The sequence below is a fragment of the Sulfitobacter delicatus genome (assembly GCF_900102535.1).
GTDB classification, from domain to species: Bacteria; Pseudomonadota; Alphaproteobacteria; order Rhodobacterales; family Rhodobacteraceae; genus Sulfitobacter; species Sulfitobacter delicatus.
The window spans coordinates 201813-225374 of record NZ_FNBP01000001.1; the positions used below are offsets into that span (position 1 = coordinate 201813).

Below are 23562 nucleotides of genomic sequence, written 5' to 3' on the forward strand. Positions count from 1 at the left end.
TACGGCGCGGCGGTGTGACCCGCCGTGCCGCATAATTTCAGGCGCGACCGTCTTCGATCAGCCCCGCAGGCGCGTCACTGGCCCGCTCAAAATCCAGCGGCGCACGGTCGGCCACAGCAGTCGCCCGCTTGAACTCATAGCGCATCTCACCGTCCTCTTCCTCGCCTGCGATGATGAGGCATTGGAACAGATGCACACCGCCATCATAAAGGTCGACCAACCCGCGCAGGCGCGGTGCATCTTCGGCAGCGATGGAAAAACCAGTCTTCCACAGGCGCAGGACACGGTGCACGTCACCGTCCACTTCCAACCGCAAACGCGACGCTTTGCGCAGGCTCGCCATACGCGCAGCTGCAAGCCCGGCTTGTATTTCCTTAGACAGAAATTCTTCCATGAGTAGCCCCCCAATGATGTCCATAGGCTGACGCAAACTGTGGGATTTTCAAGTTAATATTCTGTGACATCGCGGCACCCTGCATCTGCGCAGAGGCACTGCGCGCCCACGCAGATGGGCTGCCACAGTCGGCCACCCTAGATGTATCCCCGAACAGGTAAAGGAGAACAACATGGGCCTTTTGGTCGACGGGAAATGGCAGGACAAGTGGTACGACACCAAGTCCTCGGGCGGCAAATTTGAACGCGCTGACGCGAAGTTTCGCAACTGGGTGACCGCTGACGGCAGCGCCGGGCCGAGCGGCGAAGGCAGCTTTAAAGCAGAATCGGGCCGCTATCATCTCTATGTCAGCCTCGCCTGCCCTTGGGCCCACCGCACGCTGATCTTTCGCCAGTTAAAAGACCTCCAAGACCACATTGGCGTATCCGTTGTGCACCCTGATATGCTGGGCGAAGGCTGGTCCTTTGACCAAGACTTCCCCGCCGCCACGGGCGACACCCTTTTCGACCTGCCCTATGCCCGCGACATCTACACCCGTGCCGATCCGAATTTCACCGGCCGCGTCACGGTGCCGATCCTCTGGGACAAAGAGCGTGAGACCATCGTCAGCAACGAGTCAGCCGAGATCATTCGTATGTTCAACAGCGCCTTTGACGGGATTACGGGCAACCGTGACAACTACTATCCCGATGACTTGCTGGGTCGCATCGAAGAGGTAAACGCCCGCGTTTATGACACGGTGAACAACGGCGTTTACAAAGCCGGTTTCGCCACCACGCAAGACGCCTACGACGCCGCCGTGCATCCTCTTTTCGACACGCTGGACTGGATAGAAGACATCCTTTCGCGCAACCGCTATCTAGCGGGCGACAGGATGACCGAGGCCGATTGGCGCCTCTTCACCACGCTGGTGCGTTTCGACAAGGTGTACCACCTGCACTTCAAATGTAACCGCAACCGGATCGTCGATTACCCGAACCTCTGGGCCTACACGCGGGAGCTTTATCAGGTGCCGGGCGTGGCCGAGACGGTAAACTTTGACCATATCGTGCGGCACTACCACTACAGTCACGAGACCATCAACCCGCACCGGATCATCCCGATCAACCCGGACCTCGATTTCGACGCGCCGCACGGACGCCGCTAAGGCATCCTCCCACTGCCCTTGCGGAACGCACTTGATCGCGCTGTCCTTTTGCGGTTTCACCGCAGCAAGGACGGCAGGGGGACAGGATGCAACAGTCAGACCAACGCGACCACGGCGGTGGTATCGACGCAGCAGCGGCGCGTTTTGGCGGGCGGCGGGAATATTGGATTGATCTGTCCACCGGGATCAACCCGCAGCCCTATCCGATCCCAGACCTGCCCTCTGACGCTTGGAACGCCCTGCCCGACGCCGCTGCGCAGGCCGCGCTTGAAAACGCCGCCCGCGCATTTTGGCATGTGCCGGAAGGCGCCGCACTGCTGGCCGTGCCCGGTGCCTCGTCCGCCATCGCACACATCCCGTCGCTCGCGCCTCCCGGCACCGTGCGCATCTCCGGCCCTACCTATAATGAACACGCGGCGAGCTTTGCCGAAGGCGGTTGGCAGGTGGTCGAAGGGGGTGATGCCGATGCCGCCGTTCACGTGCATCCCAACAACCCCGATGGGCGGCTCTGGCAGGCGGCAGAAACCACCGCCCCCCTGCGCATCATCGACGAAAGCTTCTGCGACATCACGCCTGACGCCACCCATATGCGGCTGGCCACCACCCCCGGCACGCTGATCCTGAAAAGTTTTGGCAAGTTCTGGGGGCTCGCCGGGCTTCGGCTGGGCTTTGTCATTGGCGATCCAACGCTGGTGAGGCAGCTAGGCCGAATGCTCGGTCCCTGGCCCGTAAGCGGCCCGGCCCTGCATATCGGGGCGGCAGCGCTGCGCGATCATGATTGGGCCGACACGACACGGGCACGGCTGGCCAGCGATGCAGCCCGGCTAGATGACCTCATGACCAACGCAGGCGCTCAGATCGTCGGCGGCACGCCGCTTTTCCGGCTCTATGACGTGGACGATGCCCAGCAGTGGCAAACCCGACTTGCCCAGCACCACATCTGGACCCGCGTCTTCCCCTATGACTCCCGCTGGCTGCGCCTCGGCCTGCCCGCCCCCGATGGCTGGGCGCGTCTGAAGCGCGCGCTTTCATGAACACTGCCGCAATCCTAGCCCTCGCCATGCTACTGGACGCCGCCTTGGGCGAGCCGGAATGGCTGTGGCGGCGGCTACCGCATCCGGCGGTGCTGATGGGGCGGTTGATCGGCTGGGGAGATCGACGGCTGAACAATGGCACCGCAAAGCGGGCCAAGGGCGTGGCATTGCTGCTGGCGCTGATGCTGGGCGCGGGGTTGTTCGGCTGGGTGCTGAGCCTCTTCGGGCCGCTCGTCGAAACCCTTCTCGCGGCGATCCTTCTGGCGCAGCGGTCCCTTGTCGATCATGTCCGCGCCGTGGCTGATGGCCTGCGCCAATCCCTCCCCGCTGGCCGCCGCGCCGTGGCGATGATCGTCAGCCGGGACACGGCCGAAATGACCGAAGAGGCGGTGGCCCGCTCCGCCATCGAAAGCGGCGCCGAAAACCTTAGCGACGGGATCATCGCGCCCGCCCTCTGGTTTCTGGTCGCGGGTCTACCGGGGCTGTTGGTCTATAAAATCGTCAACACCGCCGACAGTATGATCGGCTACCGCACCCCGCGTTATGCCGATTTCGGCTGGGCCGCCGCCCGGATGGACGACCTCCTCAACCTGATCCCGGCCCGCCTGACCGCCCTGCTCATCGCCCTGCCCGGCGGGGTTCTACACCACTGGCGCGACATCCGCGCAGACGCCGCGCTCCACCGCTCCCCCAACGCCGGTTGGCCGGAAGCCGCCATGGCGCGGGCCACGGGTGTGGCCCTCGCGGGGCCGCGGGCCTATGATGGGCAATTGCAGCAGTTCGCTTGGGTCCACGGCGCGGGGGCGCGTGCCATTGGACCTCGGGCGATCGATGCGGCCATCACCCGCCTTTGGCAGGCATGGTTGGTGATGTGGGCAATCGCCCTAGTTCTGGCCTGTCTGTGACCAAGAGGATATCTATGCGCCCCTATTTTCTAGCCGCCGCCCTTGCGGCGCTCACCCTCCCCGCAACCGCCTATGCTGAAACCGCCTGCGGTGGCGACTTCGCTGGCTTCATCGCGGATGCCAAGGCCGAAGCCGTGGCAAACGGCACCGATGCCGCCACTGCCGACCGTTTCTTTGCCGGACTGCGCAAAGACGACGCTGTGCTGCGCGCCGACCGTGCGCAAGGCGTGTTCCAAAAGCCCTTCATCGAGTTTTCGCGCCGCCTGATCTCCAACGACCGGATCAACCGGGGCCGTGCGAATGCCGAGAAATACGACGCGGTCTTTGACCGGATCGAAGCCGACTACGGTGTCAGCCGCGCCGTGCTGCTGGCCTTTTGGGCCTTTGAGACGGACTACGGCGCGATCCAGGGCGACTTCAACACCACCAACGCGCTGGCCACACTGGCGCATGACTGCCGCCGCCCCGAACTCTTCCGCCCGCAACTCTTTGCTGCGCTGGAACTGTTTGAACGTGGCGAGTTCGACCCCGCCACCACAACGGGCGCTTGGGCTGGTGAGATCGGCATGGTGCAAATGCTGCCGCGGGACATCATCGAAAACGGTGTCGACGGCGATGGTGATGGCAAAGTCTCGCTGAAAACCTCCGCCGCCGACGCGCTGATGTCTGGCGGTAAAATGCTGCAAAGCCTTGGCTGGCGCGCGAATGAGCCGTGGTTGGCCGAAGTGTCGCTGCCGCAGGATTTCGACTGGTCGCAGACCGGGTTGGAAACCACCAAGCCAGTCAGCGAATGGCAGGCGATGGGCGTGTCGCCGCGCAATGGACCGTTGGCCGAAGGGCTGACGGCTTCGGTGCTGCTGCCGCAAGGGCGCGGCGGGCCGGCCTTCATCGCCTACCCGAACTTTCGCGTTTATTTCGAGTGGAACCAGAGCTTCACCTACGTCATGACCGCCGCCTATTTCGCCACGCGGCTGGACGGCGCACAGGTCTATGACGCGGGCAACCCTGCGCCGGGTCTGAGCGGCGACGCAATGAAGACACTGCAAACAAAACTACAGGCGAAGGGCTATGATGTCGGTAAGATTGACGGCATCCTCGGCTCAGGCACCCGCGCTGGTGTGCGTGCCGAACAGGCCCGTCTTGGCATGCCCGTCGATGGCTGGCCCACGCCGGAGCTGCTGAACCAACTGTAAGGAGAACGCCAGATGGCCTTGAAGAAAACCGCCGCTCAAATGGTCGCCGACGCCCGCACCAGGATTGAGGAGATCGACAGCGCAGAGGCCATCACCATGCTGGACGACGACAACGTGCAATTCGTCGATCTGCGCGATCCCCGCGAACGCGAGCGCACCGGGTTCATCCCCGGTGCGTTCCACTGCCCCCGTGGCATGCTTGAGTTCTGGGTCGACCCCGACAGCCCCTATTTCAAAGAGATCTTCGCCCAAGACAAAAAGTTCGTCTTTCACTGCGCCTCTGGCTGGCGCTCTGCGATCTCGGTCGCGACGCTGCAAGACATGGGGTTTGACGCTGCCCATCTAAAGGACGGTTTCGGCGGATGGGAGAAGGCGGGCGGCCCAGTCGAGAAGCCGTAGCCCACAGGCTTTGATCTGGTCTCCTCCGCGCAAAGCTGCCACAAGTTTTGCAACGTCAAAGGAGAGACAGAATGACCGAGATCAAACGCCACCACACCAACACCCGCATGAGCCAGATCGTCGAGCATGGCGATGTGATCTACCTTGCCGGTCAAGTCGGCACGGCGGGCGCGGATGTGGCCACGCAGACCCAAGATTGCTTGGACAAGGTCGATGCTCTGCTGGCCGAAGTCGGCAGCGACAAGACCCGCATCCTGCAATCCACCATCTGGCTGGCCGACATGGCCGATTTTAAAGCGATGAACGCCGTTTGGGACGCTTGGGTGCCCGAAGGCAACGCGCCAGCCCGCGCTTGTGGCGAATCCAAACTTGCGACACCGGAGTATCTGGTCGAAGTGCTGGTCATCGCCGCCAAAGCCTAAACCACCCCGCCCTGCGCCCCTCGGGCGTGGGGCATGCCGGCCTGTAGCCGAAAGCCCCCCATGACCCCCTGCACCCTCACCGCCCTTTCCGATCTGGCCCGGCTCAACGTCGACACGATCATCGACGTCCGTGCGCCTTCGGAATTTGCCGAGGACCATCTGCCCGGTGCCATCAACCTGCCCGTGCTGTCAGACGCTCAGCGGGCCGAAGTGGGGACGATCTACAAGCAAGTCAGCCCCTTCGATGCCCGCAAGATCGGCGGGGCCTTGGTGGCACAAAACACAGCACGACACTTGCAAACCGCGCTTTCGGGCAAAGACGGCAGTTGGCAGCCATTGGTCTATTGTTGGCGCGGTGGGCAGCGGTCCGGTGCCTTCGCGACAATCCTCGATCAAGTCGGCTGGCGCGTGCAACTGCTGAAAGGCGGCTATCGCAGCTATCGGCGTCTGGTGGTCGCGGCCTTATACGACACGCCCATGCCCCACCGTCTGATGTTGATCGAAGGCGGCACCGGCACCGCCAAGACGCGGCTGCTGCACCATCTGCGAGATGCTGGGGCGCAGGTGCTTGACCTTGAAGGCTTGGCACAGCACCGCGGCTCGCTGTTTGGCGCAATGGAAGGCGGGCAGCCGCATCAAAAGATGTTTGAGAGCCGTCTGGCCCAAGCGCTCACGCCGCTGGACCCGACGCAGGTCACATGGGTTGAGGCCGAAAGCAGTAAGATCGGCGGCATCACCCTGCCCCCCGCGCTTTGGGCCGCAATGGGCGCCGCACAACGGGTTGAGATCACCGCACCGCTCGCCGCGCGGGCACATTTCCTCTGCCATGCCTATGACGATCTGACCGCCGATCCCGCAATGCTGGAAGAACGTATCGACAAGTTGCGGCCCTATCATAGCGCTGAGATCATCGCCGCCTGGCAAACACAGGCCCGTTCGGGCGATTGGGCTCCGCTGGCCGAAGCGTTGATCGGCCAGCATTACGACCCGCGCTATGCCAAAACCGCTGCCCGCAACCCTGCGCCGGTGGAGCAGCTTGCTCTGAGCGATCTGAACGACAGCACGCTGGCCCAGACCGCCGCTGCGCTACACGCCCGGTTCAACGCAGGCGAATAGTCGGCGCGCCCGCCTCCAGCCGTCCGATGATCTGACCGGTAAGCCCTGCGGCCTCTAACCGCGCCTGCGCGGCCCGCGCCGCTGGCTCAGGCAAGGCGGCGAGCAACCCTCCGGCGGTTTGCGGATCGTGCAAGAGCGGCGACACCGGACCTGCCGCGCTGATCGGTGCATCAGCTTGATTGACGGGCAAGAGAGAGGACGCCACCCTCTGATCCGACAGCGCCTGCGCCCCCGGATAAAGAGGTATAGCATCCGCCCAAAGCTCTGCCGCCACTCCCGAGGCACGACAGATCGCCTGCACATGTCCGGCCAAGCCAAAGCCCGTCACATCCGTCATCGCATTGGCGCCGGCCAAAATCTCTGCCTCTCGCGCCTGTGGCGTGGCCATGACGCGCAGCGCCTCTGCCACGACCCGCCCCGGCGCATCGCCCGCCATATGCCCGGCAAGGATCACGCCCGAGCCGAGGGGCCGGGTCAGCAGCAAGACATCGCCCGGCTGCGCGCCGCCAACGCCAATCGGCATGTCGTCTCGCGTGCCGGTGACCGTGAAACCGATGGTCAGCTCCGCACCCATAGTCGTATGCCCGCCCACGATCTGCGCCCCTGCTGCTGACATGATGTCCTGCGCGGCAGCGGCGATCTCTCGCAAAGTCCGAGCCTGCAAGGCAGGAGACATGCGCGGCATGATGATAGAGCTCAGCGCCACCTGCGGCTTGGCCCCCATGGCCCAGATATCCCCCAACGCATGCACTGCCGCGATCCGCGTCATCAGCGCCGGGTCTTCAATGAAACCGCGCAGGTGATCCGTACTGATCACCTGAAAGCCGCCGCCCGGTTGGCGCAAGATCGCCGCATCATCGCCTGCGCCAGTGATGACATCGCCGGTCACAGGCGGCTGCACCTCGGCCAATAAATCCCCCAGCACCGCGCCGCCCACCTTGGCCCCGCAACCGCCGCAAAGTGGCTTGTCAGCGAGGATCTCTTGCAGGTCCAGCGCCATCGGGCCGGAAGGCGTCTCGCGTTTCATCGCGGGCAGATCATCAAGCTGAGCCATGAATTTCCGGTCGATCCGGTCCTTCCACTGCCACAGCAACGCGCCGCCGATGGCGAGCCCATTCCGCTCTGCCACGGCAGATTTCCCGCCGAGGGAGATGAGCTTCAAGTAATGCTTCTGCGGCTTGAACGCCCGCCGCTGCCCTCCGCTCAGCGCGGCGCGCAGATTGTCATGCAGCACCGGAGCCGCCCGCACGGCAAAGACCCCGGCCTTGGGCCGCGGCGTGGTCTCCATATGCGCACAGTCGCCTACGGCGAAAAGCGCCGGGTCATCCAGCACGCCCAGATCGGCACCGACGCGTATGAAGCCCTCATGCAGCGGCAGGTCTGTCTGCCCAAGCCAGCCATGCGGCACCGCCCCCGCCGCGCCCACGCAAAGCGCGGCTGGGATCGGGGCGCGGCTTTGCAATATGACTTCGGTGCGGGTGATCTGCGCGACCTCGGCGTTCAACGCGACCGTCACGCCCAAGTCTGCCATGCGCTGGCGCACCTTTGCCTCGGTCCGGGGGGCCATGCCGGAAAGCTCTGGTCCGTGTTCCACCACCGTCACCACAGGCGTCGCCCCGGCTTGGCGCAGCGCAAAGGCCATCGCCATTGCCAATTCGCAGCCTGCCACACCGCCACCAATCACTGCCACCTCGGGGGGTTGCTCCCCCGCAGCGACGGCCGCCAAGAACGCCCGCCAGCGGGCAGCATAGACGTCCAGCGGCTTGGCCCCGACGGCATGGTCGGCAAATCCCGGCAGGTCCATGTCAGAGGTGATGCCCACATCAAGCGATGCCACATCATATGCCAGAGCGCCCTTCCCCTCGACCATGATCTCGCGCGCCTTGCGGTCAATCCCCGAGGCTTTGCCAAGGATCAGCCGCGCGCCTGCGTGGCGGCACAGGCGCATCAAGTCGATCTCCAACGCGTCGCGCCCGTAGTGGCCCGCAATATGGCCGGGCAACATGCCGGTATAGGGCGCGGTGGGGCCGGGGTTAATGACGGTGAGCCGCGCACCGGGCAACGGGTTCATCCCCCATTTGCGCAGCACCAAGGCATGGGCGTGACCGCCCCCCACCAGCACCAGATCCCGCGTCAGGGGCAGATCGCTTTGCACCAGTTTGCCTCACTCTCACTTGTCTGCTTCGGATAGTGCTACCCCAAGCGGCAGGGGCGCGCCATCGGCATGACCATGATGTGACGCGGTCGTGCCAGAGTTCAAACGGCATTTCCCCGCCCATTCAGGCCGTCAAACCCGCCAAACGCGTAAAAAGGGTGACAATTCGCCATAAAACCCCCATGTACATTCCAACCCTGACCCTCTACCGACGGTCGGATTCCTTTGCCGTGGCTGGTCGCACCCCCACGCGCCCGCCCCCCGCACAAACGTTCAAGACAGGACAGCCTTCGTGATCCAGACTATTGCCGATGCCCTTGCCCAACAGGGTTATGAAACACTTACCGCCGTACAGGAAGCCGTAACCGACCCCGCCCTTAATGACGCCGACCTGCTGGTTTCGGCCCAAACCGGCTCGGGCAAGACGGTCGGCTTTGGCCTCGCCATCGCGCCGACTCTGCTGGGTGACGACACCCATTTCGGCCAAGCGGGTGCCCCGCTGGCGCTGATTATCGCCCCGACACGCGAGCTTGCCATGCAGGTCAGCCGCGAGCTTACATGGCTCTATGGCAAAGCGGGCGCGGTGGTCACCACCTGCGTCGGCGGCATGGACACCCGCACCGAGCGCCGCGCGCTGGACCGGGGCGCGCATATCGTCGTCGCCACGCCGGGCCGTCTGTGTGACCATATCAAACGCAACAACATCAACCTCGACGCGATCCGCGCCGTGGTGCTGGACGAAGCGGATGAGATGCTCGACCTTGGCTTCCGCGAGGACCTTGAGTTCATCCTGTCAGAATCCCCCGAAGACCGCCGTACGCTGCTGTTCTCGGCCACCGTACCCGCCGCGATTGCCAAACTGGCGAAATCCTACCAGCGCGACGCGCAGCGCATCACCACCGTGGGCGAGGCCAAACAGCACAGCGACATCGAATACCGCGCGCTGAACGTTCACCCGCGCGACACCGAAAACGCGATCATCAACGTGTTGCGCTTCTATGAAGCCAAAAACGCCATCGTTTTCTGCAACACCCGCGCCGCCGTGGCGCGTCTGACCACGCGCTTTACCAACCGGGGTTTCTCGGTTGTGGCGCTGTCGGGCGAGTTGACGCAATCCGAGCGCACCAACGCGTTGCAAGCGCTGCGCGACGGACGCGCCCGCGTGTGTATCGCAACGGATGTCGCCGCACGCGGCATCGACCTGCCAAACCTCGAACTGGTGATCCACGCCGATCTACCGAGCAACTCCGACACGCTGCTGCACCGCTCGGGCCGTACCGGCCGCGCCGGGCGCAAGGGCGTCTCCGCTCTGATCGTGCCCGCCAAACTGCGCAGCAAGGCCAACCGTCTGATCGGCGGCGCCAAGCTGAAGGTAGAATGGGCGGCACCGCCCTCCGCCGCTGAGGTGAACGCCGCTGACGAAGCCCGTCTGCTGGCCGACCCGGCATGGTCCGACCCGATCCCCGAAGACGCCGAAGGCTTCGTCGCCAATCTGGTCGAGCAGTTCTCGGCAGAGCAACTCGCCACCGCTTTCGTCAACCTCTACCGCGCCCGCCAATCCGCGCCGGAAGAACTGGCCGAACCCGGGGCCCCGGGCGACGACAAGCCGCGCCCGGCCTTTGGCAAATCGGTCTGGTTCTCGATCTCGACCGGCCGCAATGACGGGGCCGAGCCGCGCACGCTGCTGCCGATGCTCTGCCGTCGCGGCGACTTGACCAAAGACGACATTGGCGCGATCCGCGTGCAGGGCAGCCACAGCTTTGTCGAAGTGTTGGAAACCTCCGTTCCCGGTCTGCTGAGCGCGCTCGGTGGTGACATGAAGCTTGAAGAAGGCGCGGTGCTGACGCAACTCGACAAAGCGCCCGATCTGGCCCGTGGCCCGAAACCGGGCGGCAACCGTGGTCCCAAGCCCGGTGGCGGCTACAAGGGCGACCGCGACCGTGGCCCGCGCCCCCGGCGTGACAACTATGACCCAGACGCCGCCCCCGCCCCGCGCAAACCCCGCGCCAAAGCGGCGGATGGCCCCGGTGCCGCGTCTTTTGACAAGCCCAAGTTCGACAAACCTCGCGCGCCGAAGGGCGAGCGTCCGCCAAAGTCGCACAAGACCGAACGCAGCCCGATGAAGCCCGGCGCGACACCGAAGCCTAAGTCTGGCGGCGAGACCACTGGCAAGCCCAAGGCGAAAGCCGTCTGGAAAAAGGAAAAGCCAGCGGGCGAAGGGTTCAAGGGCAAGGGTAAGGGCAAGCCGACCTCCTCGGCCACCACACCCGGCGGTGAGAAATCCTACAAACGCGCGTCCGACCCCTCCAAACGCTTCACCCCGCCGAATAAGATCGGCAAACAGGGCGGCAAGGGCGGCCCGAAATCGAAGTAAACTCAAACGCCGGGGCACCACCCCGGCGTTTTTGCGTAAGGCCCCGGACTTTTTAAAAAAGTCCGGCCCGATTTCTTTGAAAGAAATCGGCACCCGCGGCTGGCCTTAAGGAACAGTCCCAACTGGCACTACTTGCGGCGCGGCTTTCGCGGTGATGTGATAGGCACATTCCCCGCCTTGGCGCGGGCTTCATTCGTGGGTTCGCCCACCCGCACAGAAAGGTCTGATTCCATGGACGGCAATTTCAACGAGAACGACATCTCCCGCGTTGTCGAAGCCGACCGCGCGCATATTTGGCACCACCTGAGCCAGCACAAACCCTATGAAACCACCGACCCGCGCATCATCGTCGAAGGCAAAGGCATGCGGGTTTGGGACCAAAAGGGCAAGGAGCACCTCGATGCCGTGTCCGGCGGGGTCTGGACGGTCAACGTGGGCTACGGCCGCGAAAGCATCGCCAATGCGGTGCGCGACCAGTTGATCAAGCTGAACTATTTCGCGGGCTCCGCCGGCTCGATCCCCGGTTCGCATTTCGCGGAAAAGCTGCTCGACAAGATGCCGGGCCTCGACCGCGTTTATTACTGCAACTCCGGCTCTGAGGCGAATGAGAAAGCCTTTAAAATGGTCCGCCAGATCGCCCACAAACGCTATGGCGGCAAGAAGCACAAAATCCTCTACCGCGACCGCGATTATCATGGCACCACCATTGGCTGCCTCTCGGCGGGCGGCCAAGACGAGCGCAACGCGCAATACGGCCCCTTCGCGCCGGGTTTTATACGCGTGCCGCATTGTCTGGAATACCGCAGCTTTGAGCAGGATGGCGCCCCGCAGGAAAACTACGGGCCATGGGCTGCGGACCAGATCGAAAAGGTGATCTTGGCCGAAGGGCCAGAGACCGTTGGCGCGCTTTGCCTTGAGCCCGTGACCGCAGGGGGCGGCGTGATCTGCCCGCCAGAGGGCTATTGGGAGCGCGTGCAGGAGATTTGCCGCAAGTATGACATTCTGCTGCATATCGATGAAGTCGTCTGCGGTGTCGGGCGTACCGGGACATGGTTTGGCTATCAACACTACGGCATTCAGCCGGATATGGTGACGATGGCCAAGGGCGTCGCCTCGGGCTATGCCGCGATTGCTTGTCTGGTTACGACCGACGCGGTGTTCGACATGTTTAAGGACGACGCCAGCGATCCGCTGAATTACTTCCGCGACATCTCGACATTTGGTGGCTGCACCGCCGGGCCAACGGCAGGGATCGAGAACATGCGGATCATTGAAGATGAGGGCCTGCTAGAGAACACCACCAACATGGGCAACTACATGCTCGAGCAGTTGCACGGACTGGCCGACAAACACCCGATCATCGGCGATGTGCGCGGCAAGGGTCTGTTCCTTGGCGCGGAACTGGTGACGGACCGTAGCACCCGCGAACCTGCCGCAGAGAAGCACCTGCAAGCCGTGGTGGGCGACTGTATGGCACAGGGCGTCATCATCGGCGCGACCAACCGGTCCTTGCCAGGTAAGAATAACACGCTGTGTTTCTCTCCCGCGTTGATTGCCAGCCGCGATGACATTGATGAAATCATCACGGCGGTGGACGGCGCGCTTGGCCGGGTCTTCGCTTCGGCGTAAAACCGCAGAGCACCTTTGATAGCAGGCCGCATCGGTTGACCCGGTGCGGCCTTCGTCTATCTAACCCCCTGTCTTGCCCGAACATGACATCACACGAGGAAATCGCCGCGCGCTCCGGCCTGCGGAAATTTTCTGCAAATGCATCGCCTTCGTGGGAACCACTTCCTTTCCCCCCGCGTTGGCAAATGAGTAACATGGGAGAAAGACATGAAGAAGTTTCTTATCGCAATTCCGATGATCGCTGGCCTGGCCGCTTGTGATGGCACCACTGCAAACCAGGGTGCTTTGACAGGCGCTGCTCTCGGTGCCGCTGCCGGTGCCGCCGTCTCTGGCGACGACGACAAAGTGCAAGGCGCCATCGTCGGCGGCCTCACCGGTGCAGCGGCTGGTAACTACATCGGTCAGACGCAAGCTGGCAAATGTGTGTACCAGAACTCCGCCGGTCAGCGTTACTACGCAGCTTGCCCATAAGCAGCTGACCTAGCGCGACAACGTGCTTTGGGCCTCGACCTTCCGGTCGGGGCCTTTTCTTTTCTGCCCCCCTTCTTGGCACACCCGGCCTTTGCCCCTAACAGGGAAGCAAGCGTCATCATAGACGCAGGGGAAGGTAAACGATGGGCATGGTTTTCACAGATATCATAGTTTTACTGCTCGCGGCTTTTGGCGCCGGTGTTCTTAATACCATCGCCGGTGGCGGTACGTTTTTAACCTTTCCGGCCCTCGTCTTTACCGGAATGCCCCCGGTCGCCGCCAACGCCACCAGCGCGGTCGCCGTTTTCCCCGGTTATCTGGCTGGTGCGCTCGGCTTTCGGCGCGAGTTGGGCAGGTTCAAACGGGCGCAACTGTTCCGCCTCTGTCTGATTACGCTTGCAGGCGGAGCGACAGGATCAGGCCTGCTGCTGATTTCATCAAACGACGCCTTCGCGGCAGTGGTGCCGTTCCTCCTATTGGCCGCCACCCTCGCCTTTTTGCTCGGCGACCGCATTCGCGCCTTTGCCGCCGCTCACGCGCGCGCTGTTACCCCCGAAGGGGCGCTCGGGCTCTTTGCCGTTAGCGTCTATGGCGGCTACTTCAACGGAGGGCTGGGGATCGTGTTGCTGGCCCTGTTCGCGCTTTGGGGAATGACCGATCTGCATGGCATGAACGGGTTGAAGAATGGCCTCAGCTTCGTGCTCTCTGCGATCTCGGTGGCCATCTTTGCACTCGCCGGTTTGGTGGCTTGGCCGCAGGCGCTGCTGATGATGCTGGCCGCCACGGCGGGTGGCTATGCGGGAGCGCCACTGGCACGGGCGCTGCCGAAAGAGGCAGTGCGTTGGCTCATCGCAGCGATCGGTTTCGGGATGAGCGCGGTGTTCTTCTGGCGGCTCGTTGCGGGCTAGGACAGAACTTGGACCGCTCCGCTTTCGGGATCGCAATGCAGAAGCATGTCAGAGGTCTCGATCTTCCCCAGCCCCTCCGCCTTACGCAACACGGCCACCGGCCCCGACGTCGCCATTGCCAAGGCACGCTCCAGCGGCACGCCGACCGATTGCATTAAGACTTGCACCGCGCGCCCCATTTCCAAGTCGGCCCCCGCCAAGGTCCCGTCGGACAGCGTCAGCCGCCCCTCGGCGCGGAACACAGTGCGTCCGTTGAGGGCAAAGCTTTCGATCTCAGACCCGGCGGTTGCCATCGCATCGCTGACGAGAAACACCCCCGCGCCTTTGGCCGCCAAGGCATTGCCCATGCTCGCAGGGTGTACGTGGATGCCGTCTGCGATCAGGCCTGCATGCATATCCGCCCGTGCCAGCGCCGCCCCGACCAGTCCCGGCGCGCGGTTGCCCATCTGGCTCATCGCGTTGAACAAATGCGTGACGCAACGCGCACCGGCATCGAAGGCCGCGATGCAGCTCTCATAGTCAGCGTCGGAATGCCCAAGCGAAACGATCACGCCCGCTTCCGCCATGGCGCTGATCTGGGCACAACTGACCGTTTCAGGTGCGACGGTGACCATGACATTCGGCAGCTGCCTTGCTGCGCCCAAGATCAACGCAAGGTCCGCGTCATCCATAGGACGGATCAGTGCTGCATCATGCGCCCCCTTTCGCGCAACGGAGAGGTGCGGTCCTTCAAGATGAATTCCTAGGATGCCCGGCACGTTTTCGGCCCTTGCATGCACCACGGCCTCCACCGCGGCAGCCGTGCACTCAGGCGTATCGGTGATCAGCGTCGGCAGAAAGCCCGCGACTCCTGTGGCGCGATGGGCTTCGGACATGCGCCGCAGCGTGGCCACGTCCGGGGCTTCGTTGAACATCATCCCCCCGCCGCCGTTGACTTGAAGGTCGACGAAGCCGGGAGTCACCACGCCGCCAGAGAGAGCGACTTTCTCACACCCTTCCGGCATCTCCTGCAAAGACAGCACCTGGCGGCTCCCGCCCCGCAGCAGCGCAAGGACCGCACCCTTATGCAACCGATACCCGTCATGAACATCTGCCCCGGTGAAGACCTTAAGGATCTCGCTCATGACACCACCTGCGCAGCCACCGCCCGGCAGGCCAGCTCAAAGGCCCCATCCAGCGCTGTGCCTCGGCTAACCACACGGCCCTCCAGATGATCCGCCGGCAGGAAATCCGCATAATGCGGGCCGACGCCACCAAGCAGGCAAAGCCGGTCGCCGGGAGCAAACCCCAAAGCCTTTAGCCCGCGCTGGTAATAGGCCGCCCCCTCTTCCATCAGCGATATCGCCAGCGGGTCATTTGCCGTCGCCGCTGCCAGCACCTCAGGCGCGAAACGCGCATAGTCGCCCGGCTGCGCGGTGAGGCTGAAGGCCGTCATGGCCGACGGGTCATTCTCGAACTGGTCCATCACGCTGCGAGTCAAATCACTGTGGGTCAGCAGCCCGTCGTAGCATTGCAGCGCCCGGCCCAACGCGGCACGTCCCAGCCATGCGCCCGACCCTTGATCGGCCAGATGAAATCCCCAGCCGCCAACATACCGACAGGTTTCGCCATCCGTCGCCGCGATGATGGTGCCGGTGCCGATGGCCAGCACATAGCCCAGAACACCCGCGCCGAGAGCGCCCAAAACGCAGGCAGGGCGGTCGTCATCGGCTATGATGCGGTGATAGGGAAGTGCGGTATGGAGCCGCGCCGCATCCCGGGCGGGGTTCATTCCGGCCAGACCAATATAGGCCGTGGCCCCGGCAAGCGCTTCAAGCGGGATTGCGGCAGCCGCTGCGGCGCTCTCCACCGCTGTGCGAACATTGATCAGAGTCTGCGCCGGGTCATTGCCGATATTGGCCCGTCCCCCTTCGGCCCGGCCCAAAATACCCGCAGCAACACTGCCCACTGCCGCACGGCAGCCGGTGCCGCCGCCGTCCACGGCGATTAGAATGTCTTGGGGTACATTGCTCATTCGTCACTTCTAGGCGAGCGGTTCGGAGAACGGAAGTGCAGGCCGCTTTCACCTCAGAGCAATAATGCCAGATTGCGCTCCCCCTAAGGCCAGCCTAGGCTCCCCAAATGGCCCTCCCCGTCGAAACCTTTTTCCTGCACCCCGATGCCCAAGGCACGCTGCAAAAGCAGATCCAACAGATGATCGCGCAGGGCATCCTCTCGGGCCGCTTTCAGAAAGGCGAGAAGCTGCCCTCGACCCGCAGACTTGCTGCGCATCTAGGCGTCAGCCGGATCACAGTCACGATCGCCTATACGGAACTTCTCGCCAACGACTACCTGAAATCGCGCGGGCGGTCCGGGTATTTCGTGTCGGACAATGCCCCAGCCCCTCCGACATTCTCCCCACGGCAAGAAGACAATGACGCCATCGACTGGTCCCGCGCCATCGGCCAGCGTTACAGCAGCAACGCCCTGCCCCCGAAGCCACAAAACTGGGCAAGCTACCGTTACCCATTCATCTACGGGCAGGCTGACCCGTCGCTTTTCGATCACGCCAACTGGCGACTTTGTGCACTGCAGGCGCTTGGCCAGCGCGATTTCACCTCGATGACTACCGACTACTACGATCAGGACGACTCGCAGCTTATCGAATTCATCGCCCGGCAAATCCTTCCCCGTCGTGGGGTCTCGGCCCGTCCCGAACAAATACTCATCACGTTAGGCGCACAAAACGCCCTTTGGCTGACGGCCCAAGTCCTGCTCACCCAACGCCGCCGCGCTGTACTCGAAGACCCGTGCTACCCGGCGCTCAGCGGCATCCTGAGCCAGTCCCGCTGTAACATCACCCCGGTGCGCGTAGATCAGGACGGTCTTCCGCCCGAAGCGATACCAGCAGACACAGACGTCATTTTCACCACTCCCAGCCATCAATGTCCGACCAATGCGACCATGCCGATGGAGCGGCGCCGTGCGCTGCTTTCGCGGGCGCAGAAGTTGGAGGCGCTGATCGTCGAGGATGACTATGAGTTCGAAATGTCCTTCCTCAAGCCTGCTTCTCCGGCGCTAAAATCGCTCGATGACGAGGGCCGCGTGGTCTATGTCGGCAGCTTTTCCAAATCGCTCTTTCCGGGATTGCGGCTTGGTTATCTGGTGGGGTCGGAGCCTTTCATTCGAGAAGCTCGCGCCCTGCGCGCCAGCGTGCTGCGCCACCCGCCCGGCCATATCCAGCGTACAGCGGCCTATTTCCTGTCCCTTGGCCACTACGACGCGCTTGTCCGGCGCATGGGAGTTGCGCTGCATGAACGCCGCCGTGTGATGGACGAAGCCCTCGTGACCCACGACCTGCGCGTTTCGGGACGGGGCGCTTACGGCGGATCGTCCTTCTGGATGCGCGCACCAGAGGGGGTCGACGCCATTCAACTGGCCGAGAATCTACGGGCGCGGGACGTGCTGATTGAGCCCGGTCACGCCTTCTTTGCCGGCGAAGATAGGCCGACGAATTTCTACCGGCTGGCCTATTCCTCCATCCCCAGCACGCGGATTGCCGAAGGCGTCGGGCTGATTGCCGAGGAGATTGCAAAGCTCCACTGAACTGGCTCTAGTTGGCGATAGCTTCTGGCCCTACCGCCCCACCAAACCGCGCATAGTCTGCGCCGTAAATTCACCCCGTTTGCTCAAAGGATCGCCCCCATGAAAATGACCACCGAGGAAGCCTTCGTCAAAACCCTGCAAATGCACGGGATCGACACAGCCTTTGGCATCATCGGGTCGGCCATGATGCCGATCTCTGACCTGTTTCCGGCGGCTGGCGTTACCTTTTACGACGGCGCACATGAAGGCAATTCGGGCATGATGGCCGACGGGTTTACACGTGCGTCTGGCCGCATGTCGATGATGGTGGCGCAGAACGGGCCGGGCATCACCAATTTCGTGACCCCGGTCAAAACCGCCTATTGGAACCACACGCCGCTCTTGTTGGTGACCCCGCAGGCGGCGAACAAGACCATCGGTCAGGGCGGTTTTCAGGAAGTCGAGCAGATGGCGCTGTTCCGCGATATGGTTGCCTATCAAGAAGAGGTCCGCGACCCCACCCGCATCGCCGAGACGCTGAACCGCGTGATCCTGCAAGCCAAGCGCCACTCCGCGCCTGCACAGATCAACATCCCCCGCGATTTCTGGACCCAAGTGATCGACATAGACCTGCCCGCCATCGTTGAGTTTGAGCGGCCCTCGGGTGGAGAGGCAGCCATAGCCGAAGCTGCCCAACTGCTTTCAAACGCCACATTCCCGGTGATCCTCAATGGCGCGGGCGTGGTGATCGGCGGCGCAATTGACGACGCGCGCAAACTGGCCGAAAGGCTCGATGCGCCGGTCTGCTGTGGCTACCAGCACAATGACGCTTTCCCCGGCTCGCATCCGCTGTCTGTCGGCCCGCTAGGTTACAACGGCTCAAAGGCGGCGATGGAGTTGATCGCAAAAGCCGACGTGGTGCTGGCGCTTGGCACGCGGCTCAATCCGTTTTCGACCCTACCCGGCTACGGCATCGACTATTGGCCGAAAGACGCCAAGATCATTCAGGTCGACATTAACCCCGACCGCATCGGCCTGACCAAACCGGTCAGCGTTGGCATCGTTGGCGATGCAAAAAAGGTCGCCACCACAATTCTCGATCAACTGAGCGACACCGCCGGAGACACGGGCCGCGACGAACGCCGCAATCTCATCGGCCAGACCAAATCCGCATGGGCACAAGAGCTCACCTCGATGGATCACGAGGACGACGACCCCGGCACCACATGGAACGAGCGCGCCCGCGACCGCGAGCCGGAAAAGATGTCGCCGCGCATGGCATGGCGGGCGATCCAAAAGGCGCTGCCAACTGAGGCGATCATCAGTTCCGACATTGGCAACAACTGCGCCATCGGCAATGCCTATCCGACCTTTGAGCAGGGCCGCAAATACCTCGCTCCCGGCCTCTTCGGCCCCTGCGGCTATGGCTTCCCGGCGATCTGCGGCGCCAAGATCGCCTGCCCTGATACGCCGGTGGTGGGCTTTGCCGGGGATGGGGCATTCGGCATTTCCATGAACGAAATGGTCAGCGTCAGCCGCGATGACTGGCCCGCCGTAACCATGGTGATCTTTCGCAACTACCAATGGGGCGCGGAGAAGCGAAACACGACGCTGTGGTTCGACGACAACTTCGTCGGCACCGAATTGGCGCAGGACGTGAGCTATGCCGGGGTCGCGCGCGCCTGTGGGGTTGAGGGCGTGCAGGTTTCAACCATGGACGCATTGACCGATGCCTTGGACGGCGCGATCAAGGCGCAGATGGAGGCAGGCAAGACCACCTTTATCGAAGTCCTGCTGAACCAAGAGCTTGGCGAACCTTTCCGCCGCGATGCGATGAAAAAGCCGGTCTCGGTGGCGGGCATCAGCCGCGATGACATGCGCCCGCAGCAAGGCTAAGCGCATGGCGGGCGGCATGGTGTTGGTGGTCAATGCGGGGTCGTCGTCAATCAAGACGGCGATCTTTGACGCCGACCTGCGCGAGGTCTTGCGCATTGACGCGCAGGGTATCGGACAGACGGGCCAGCTTTGCATTGGCAGCGGCGCGGCACAGCCCTGCGCCTTGCCGGATCACCCAACGGCGTTTCAAGCCATTCTTGCTCGGCTGCACCAACAGGGGATCACAAAAGGCAATCTCGCGGCAGCGGCCCACCGCGTGGTCCATGGCGGGCCGGACCTCGCCACCACCACCCGGATCACCCCCGCCGTGCGCAGCGGCATCGCCGAGGCCCTGCCGCTGGCCCCTTTGCACAACCCTCACAACCTCGCCGCGATTGATGCGATCACAGCGCTGACGCCCGACCTGCCGCAATACGCCGCCTTCGACACCGGCTTTCACCGCACCAACCCCGAGGTCGCCCGGCGCTACGCCTTGCCCGACCGGGCGGAGACATCCGCCCTGCGCCGCTATGGGTTTCACGGCATCAGCTACGAAAGCCTTGTGCAGGGCTTTTACGAAACCACCGGCACCCCTCTCCCCCGCCGCCTACTGGCGCTGCACCTCGGCAACGGCGCCTCCCTCTGCGCAATCCTTGACGGGCAGTCAGTCGCCACAACTATGGGCTTCTCGCCGCTTAGCGGCCTAACAATGGGCACCCGCGCAGGCGAGATTGACGCAGGCGCGGTGCTGCATTTGGTGCGCGATCTGGGGCTGGAAAAGGCCGAACATCTGCTTCACCACGAAAGCGGGCTGCGCGGCCTCTCCGGCCTCACCGCCGACATGCGCCAATTGGCCGAGACCGACAGCGACGCCGCCCGCCTTGCCCGCGACCATTTCTGCTACTGGATCACCCGCCAGGCCGGATCGATGATCGCCGCCATGGGCGGGATCGACGGCATCGCCTTCACCGGCGGCATCGGCGAAAACGACCATGAGGTAAGGGAAAAGGTTCTTGCAAACCTTAGCTGGGCGGGAAATATTCCCAACTGGATCATCCCCGCCGCCGAAGAGAAACACATCGCGCGCCAAGCGCTCGCCCTGCTGAAAGACCCCGCTCACCCATGACGCATTCCCAGCCGCCGCTTGATCTGTCGCCCAAGGTCTCGGACGAGGTCCGCAAGACCACCTGCTACATGTGCGCCTGCCGCTGCGGGATCAATGTGCATATGAAAAAGGGCAAGGTCGCCTATATCGAAGGCAACCGCGACCATCCGGTGAACCGCGGCGTGCTCTGCGCCAAGGGCTCCGCCGGGATCATGCAGCACAACTCCCCCGCCCGTCTGCGCAACCCGATGAAACGCGTCGGTCCCCGCGGCTCGGGCGAGTTTGAGGCGATCAGTTGGAAAGAGGCGCTGCAAATCGCCACCGATTGGCTGGCGCCGCTGCGCCGCGAAGCGCCGGAAAAGCTGGCCTTCTTCACCGGGCGCGACCAGTCGCAGTCCTTCACCGGGTATTGGGCGCAGCAATTCGGCACGCCCAACTATGCGGCCCACGGCGGGTTCTGCTCGGTCAACATGGCCACGGCAGGCATCTACACCATGGGCGGTGCCTTTTGGGAGTTCGGCCAGCCCGATTGGGACCATACCAAGCTCTTCATGCTTTTTGGCGTCGCCGAGGACCATGACAGCAACCCGATCAAGATGGGCCTCGCCAAGCTGAAAAAACGCGGTGCGCGGGTGATCGGGGTGAACCCGATCCGCACCGGTTACAACGCCATCGCCGATGATTGGGTCGGCATCACGCCAGGCACCGACGGGCTGTTCATCCTGTCGCTGATCCACTGCCTGATGAAGGCCGGCAAGATCGATCTGGACTACCTCGCCCGCTACACCGACGCGCCCGTGCTGCTCAACAGTGACCCCAGGTCTCCCGACTACGGGCTGCAAATGCAGGACGAGGATGGCAAAGCGCTGGTCATCGACCGCACCACCGGCAAGCTCACCCCCTTCGACCAGCCCGGCGTGCGCCCCGACCTCGCCGCGACCTACCGCAGCGCCGGGGTGACGCACCGCCCCGTCTTCCACCAAATGGCCGAGCAATACTTGGGCGAGGACTACACCCCAGAAGCCGTGGCCGACCGCTGCGGCATCCCCGCCCCGCGCATCCGTGCCATCGCCAGCGAACTGGCCCGCGTGGCCTTTGACGAGGCCTTTGAGCTCGACCACGCCTGGACCGACTTCCGTGGCGAGCATCACAAAACGATGACTGGCCGCCCAGTCTCTTTCCACGCCATGCGCGGCATCTCGGCCCATGCCAACGGCTTCCAGACCGCCCGCGCCCTGCATGTGCTGCAAATCATCCTCGGCACCGTCGAAGTTCCCGGCGGCTTCCGCTTCAAACCGCCCTACCCTAAGCCTGCCACCGCGCATCCGAAACCCCATTGTAAGGTCACACCCGGCGCACCCCTCGACGGGCCGCATCTGGGCTTTGTGCAAGGCCCCGAAGACCTCGCGCTGGAGCCCGACGGCAGCCCGACGCGGATCGACAAAGCCTTCACATGGGAAAACCCGATGTCGGCCCATGGGCTGATGCATATGGTGATCTCGAACGCGCACGCAGGCGACCCGTACAAGATCGACACGTTGTTTATGTATATGGCGAATATGTCGTGGAACTCCTCCATGAACCCCGGCGGGGTGATGGAGATGCTGACTGATACGGACGAGAGCGGCGACTACGTCATCCCGCGCATCATCTACTCCGACGCCTATTCCTCCGAAATGGTCGCCTATGCCGATCTGATCCTGCCCGACACGACCTACCTCGAACGCCACGACTGTATCTCGCTCCTTGACCGCCCGATCAGCGAAGCCGACGCCGCCGCCGACGCGATCCGCTGGCCGGTGGTGCAGCCCAACCGCGACGTGCGCGGCTTCCAATCCGCGCTCTGCGATCTGGGGGCAAAGCTTGGCCTGCCCGGCTTTGTGAACGACGACGGCAGCCAGAAATACAAAGACTATGCCGACTACATCACCCACCACGAACGCCGCCCCGGCGTCGGCCCGCTGGCCGGGTTCCGCGGCAAGGACGGCACCAAAGCCGGGCGCGGCGAAGCGAACCCCGAGCAGATCGACTGCTATATCGAAAACGGCGGCTTCTTCGTGAACCACATCCCCGATGGCGCGCGATACTACAAACCATGGAACGCCGCCTATCAAGACTGGGCCGTGGGCATGAGCCTCTACGACAGCCCGCAACCCTATCTCTTTTCGCTCTACGCAGAACCGCTGCGCCGCTTCCAGCTGGCCGCCGAAGGCCACGGCGACCGCCAGCCCCCCGACCATCTGCGCGAACGTATCAAACAAACCATGACGCCGCTGCCAAGCTGGTACGAAAGCGATCCGCACGGCACCCAAGGCTACGACATCCACGCGCTCACCCAACGCCCCATGGCGATGTATCACTCTTGGGGCGGGCAAAACGCATGGCTGCGCCAACTCCACGGTCACAACCCGCTCTACCTGCCCACCGCGCTCATGCGCGAGAAAGGCCTGCACGATGGCGACTGGGCCCGCGTTTCCTCGCCCCACGGCGAGATTACGGTGCCGGTAAAAGAAATGGCCGCGCTCAACCCCAAGACGGTCTGGACATGGAACGCCATCGGCAAACGCAAAGGCGCTTGGGCGCTCGAAAAAGACGCGCCAGAGGTGACCAAAGGGTTCCTCCTCAACCACCTCATCCACGAATTGCTGCCGGCTAAGGGCGACGGGCTACGCTGGGCCAACTCCGACCCCATCACCGGCCAAGCCGCGTGGTTTGATCTCAAGGTGAAAATCGAAAAGACCGACGCCCCCGCAGAGTCCAAACCGCAAATCCCACCACAGCGCTCCCCCGTGCCACCCCCGCCCAAAGACATCGCGTGGAAGGTCGGCAAATGACCCTCCCCCTCTTTTTGGCCTTAAATACTTTCGGGGG

19 protein-coding genes are annotated in these 23562 nt (G+C 63.4%); 15 read left to right on the plus strand and 4 right to left on the minus strand.

The annotated features are described in order from the left end of the window. Positions 1-37 precede the first annotated feature (37 nt). Entirely contained in the window at positions 38-394 is a 357-nt protein-coding gene (locus BLS57_RS01130; protein WP_093738321.1) for a hypothetical protein, read from the minus strand. A gap of 172 nt (positions 395-566) precedes the next feature. Here BLS57_RS01130 and BLS57_RS01135 point away from each other — a divergent pair, with 172 nt between their 5' ends. The 7 genes from BLS57_RS01135 to mnmH all read left to right on the plus strand — a co-directional run bounded on the left by BLS57_RS01135 (position 567) and on the right by mnmH (position 6610). After that, a complete protein-coding gene (locus BLS57_RS01135; RefSeq protein ID WP_093738323.1) occupies positions 567-1541 on the plus strand; it encodes a glutathione S-transferase family protein in 975 nt (324 codons plus the stop codon). Between the two features lie 86 nt (positions 1542-1627). Then, the gene (locus BLS57_RS01140; RefSeq protein ID WP_093738325.1) at positions 1628-2575 is read left to right on the plus strand and encodes a threonine-phosphate decarboxylase; all 948 of its coding nucleotides are present in this window, start codon (positions 1628-1630) and stop codon (positions 2573-2575) included. Next, on the plus strand, positions 2572-3480 hold the full coding sequence (gene cbiB, locus BLS57_RS01145; RefSeq protein ID WP_093738327.1) for an adenosylcobinamide-phosphate synthase CbiB: 909 nt from the start codon (positions 2572-2574) through the stop codon (positions 3478-3480). The genes BLS57_RS01140 and cbiB overlap by 4 nt, the downstream gene beginning before the upstream one ends. A gap of 14 nt (positions 3481-3494) precedes the next feature. Beyond that, positions 3495-4673 (plus strand): lytic murein transglycosylase, encoded by a 1179-nt coding sequence (locus BLS57_RS01150; RefSeq protein ID WP_093738329.1) that lies wholly within the window; start codon positions 3495-3497, stop codon positions 4671-4673. 12 nt (positions 4674-4685) lie between these two features. Next, on the plus strand, positions 4686-5072 hold the full coding sequence (locus BLS57_RS01155; protein ID WP_093738331.1) for a rhodanese-like domain-containing protein: 387 nt from the start codon (positions 4686-4688) through the stop codon (positions 5070-5072). A gap of 71 nt (positions 5073-5143) precedes the next feature. Continuing rightward, positions 5144-5494, plus strand: a complete 351-nt coding sequence (locus BLS57_RS01160) for a RidA family protein (protein ID WP_093738333.1) — start codon at positions 5144-5146, stop codon at positions 5492-5494. Between the two features lie 60 nt (positions 5495-5554). After that, complete coding sequence (gene mnmH / locus BLS57_RS01165) at positions 5555-6610, plus strand: tRNA 2-selenouridine(34) synthase MnmH (protein ID WP_093738335.1); 1056 nt, start codon at positions 5555-5557, stop codon at positions 6608-6610. Here mnmH and selD read toward each other — a convergent pair. Then, positions 6594-8765: a selenide, water dikinase SelD gene (gene selD / locus BLS57_RS01170; protein ID WP_425274323.1), complete on the minus strand. Its 2172-nt coding sequence runs from the start codon at positions 8763-8765 to the stop codon at positions 6594-6596. The genes mnmH and selD overlap by 17 nt on opposite strands. 292 nt (positions 8766-9057) lie before the next feature. On the opposite strand from selD, the gene BLS57_RS01175 reads away from it, so the two are divergent. The 4 genes from BLS57_RS01175 to BLS57_RS01190 all read left to right on the plus strand — a co-directional run bounded on the left by BLS57_RS01175 (position 9058) and on the right by BLS57_RS01190 (position 14147). Continuing rightward, positions 9058-11139: a DEAD/DEAH box helicase gene (locus tag BLS57_RS01175; protein ID WP_139186606.1), complete on the plus strand. Its 2082-nt coding sequence runs from the start codon at positions 9058-9060 to the stop codon at positions 11137-11139. 231 nt (positions 11140-11370) lie between these two features. Beyond that, a complete protein-coding gene (locus BLS57_RS01180) occupies positions 11371-12768 on the plus strand; it encodes an aminotransferase family protein (RefSeq protein ID WP_093738339.1) in 1398 nt (465 codons plus the stop codon). Between the two features lie 207 nt (positions 12769-12975). Further along, a complete protein-coding gene (locus tag BLS57_RS01185) occupies positions 12976-13239 on the plus strand; it encodes a glycine zipper 2TM domain-containing protein (RefSeq protein WP_093738341.1) in 264 nt (87 codons plus the stop codon). Positions 13240-13388: 149 nt separating this feature from the next. Next, complete coding sequence (locus BLS57_RS01190) at positions 13389-14147, plus strand: sulfite exporter TauE/SafE family protein (RefSeq protein ID WP_093739113.1); 759 nt, start codon at positions 13389-13391, stop codon at positions 14145-14147. On the opposite strand, the gene nagA is transcribed toward BLS57_RS01190, so the two are convergent. Continuing rightward, positions 14144-15271: an N-acetylglucosamine-6-phosphate deacetylase gene (gene nagA / locus BLS57_RS01195; protein WP_093738343.1), complete on the minus strand. Its 1128-nt coding sequence runs from the start codon at positions 15269-15271 to the stop codon at positions 14144-14146. The genes BLS57_RS01190 and nagA overlap by 4 nt on opposite strands. Then, positions 15268-16161, minus strand: a complete 894-nt coding sequence (locus tag BLS57_RS01200; protein WP_093738345.1) for a glucosamine kinase nucleotide-binding domain-containing protein — start codon at positions 16159-16161, stop codon at positions 15268-15270. Before BLS57_RS01200 ends, nagA begins: the two co-directional genes overlap by 4 nt. 107 nt (positions 16162-16268) lie before the next feature. Between BLS57_RS01200 and pdxR the strand changes: the two genes are divergently transcribed. The 4 genes from pdxR to BLS57_RS01220 all read left to right on the plus strand — a co-directional run bounded on the left by pdxR (position 16269) and on the right by BLS57_RS01220 (position 23525). Further along, on the plus strand, positions 16269-17732 hold the full coding sequence (gene pdxR / locus BLS57_RS01205) for a MocR-like pyridoxine biosynthesis transcription factor PdxR (RefSeq protein ID WP_093738347.1): 1464 nt from the start codon (positions 16269-16271) through the stop codon (positions 17730-17732). Between the two features lie 99 nt (positions 17733-17831). Next, on the plus strand, positions 17832-19607 hold the full coding sequence (xsc, locus tag BLS57_RS01210; RefSeq protein ID WP_093738349.1) for a sulfoacetaldehyde acetyltransferase: 1776 nt from the start codon (positions 17832-17834) through the stop codon (positions 19605-19607). 4 nt (positions 19608-19611) lie between these two features. Further along, positions 19612-20712, plus strand: coding sequence for an acetate/propionate family kinase (locus BLS57_RS01215; RefSeq protein WP_093738351.1), 1101 nt, complete (start codon positions 19612-19614; stop codon positions 20710-20712). Continuing rightward, complete coding sequence (locus BLS57_RS01220) at positions 20709-23525, plus strand: molybdopterin oxidoreductase family protein (protein ID WP_093738353.1); 2817 nt, start codon at positions 20709-20711, stop codon at positions 23523-23525. The genes BLS57_RS01215 and BLS57_RS01220 overlap by 4 nt, the downstream gene beginning before the upstream one ends. The last annotated feature ends 37 nt before the right edge of the window (positions 23526-23562 follow it).

Coding starts and splice junctions, on each gene's coding strand:
- BLS57_RS01215 (WP_093738351.1), top strand. CDS start 19,612: ATGGCGGGCGGCATGGTGTTGGTGGTCAATGCGGGGTCGTCGTCAATC.
- pdxR (WP_093738347.1), top strand. CDS start 16,269: ATGGCCCTCCCCGTCGAAACCTTTTTCCTGCACCCCGATGCCCAAGGC.
- nagA (WP_093738343.1), bottom strand. CDS start 15,271: ATGAGCGAGATCCTTAAGGTCTTCACCGGGGCAGATGTTCATGACGGG.
- BLS57_RS01220 (WP_093738353.1), top strand. CDS start 20,709: ATGACGCATTCCCAGCCGCCGCTTGATCTGTCGCCCAAGGTCTCGGAC.
- BLS57_RS01190 (WP_093739113.1), top strand. CDS start 13,389: ATGGTTTTCACAGATATCATAGTTTTACTGCTCGCGGCTTTTGGCGCC.
- BLS57_RS01160 (WP_093738333.1), top strand. CDS start 5,144: ATGACCGAGATCAAACGCCACCACACCAACACCCGCATGAGCCAGATC.
- BLS57_RS01140 (WP_093738325.1), top strand. CDS start 1,628: ATGCAACAGTCAGACCAACGCGACCACGGCGGTGGTATCGACGCAGCA.
- BLS57_RS01130 (WP_093738321.1), bottom strand. CDS start 394: ATGGAAGAATTTCTGTCTAAGGAAATACAAGCCGGGCTTGCAGCTGCG.
- BLS57_RS01200 (WP_093738345.1), bottom strand. CDS start 16,161: ATGAGCAATGTACCCCAAGACATTCTAATCGCCGTGGACGGCGGCGGC.
- BLS57_RS01180 (WP_093738339.1), top strand. CDS start 11,371: ATGGACGGCAATTTCAACGAGAACGACATCTCCCGCGTTGTCGAAGCC.
- xsc (WP_093738349.1), top strand. CDS start 17,832: ATGAAAATGACCACCGAGGAAGCCTTCGTCAAAACCCTGCAAATGCAC.
- BLS57_RS01185 (WP_093738341.1), top strand. CDS start 12,976: ATGAAGAAGTTTCTTATCGCAATTCCGATGATCGCTGGCCTGGCCGCT.
- cbiB (WP_093738327.1), top strand. CDS start 2,572: ATGAACACTGCCGCAATCCTAGCCCTCGCCATGCTACTGGACGCCGCC.
- BLS57_RS01155 (WP_093738331.1), top strand. CDS start 4,686: ATGGCCTTGAAGAAAACCGCCGCTCAAATGGTCGCCGACGCCCGCACC.
- BLS57_RS01150 (WP_093738329.1), top strand. CDS start 3,495: ATGCGCCCCTATTTTCTAGCCGCCGCCCTTGCGGCGCTCACCCTCCCC.
- BLS57_RS01135 (WP_093738323.1), top strand. CDS start 567: ATGGGCCTTTTGGTCGACGGGAAATGGCAGGACAAGTGGTACGACACC.
- mnmH (WP_093738335.1), top strand. CDS start 5,555: ATGACCCCCTGCACCCTCACCGCCCTTTCCGATCTGGCCCGGCTCAAC.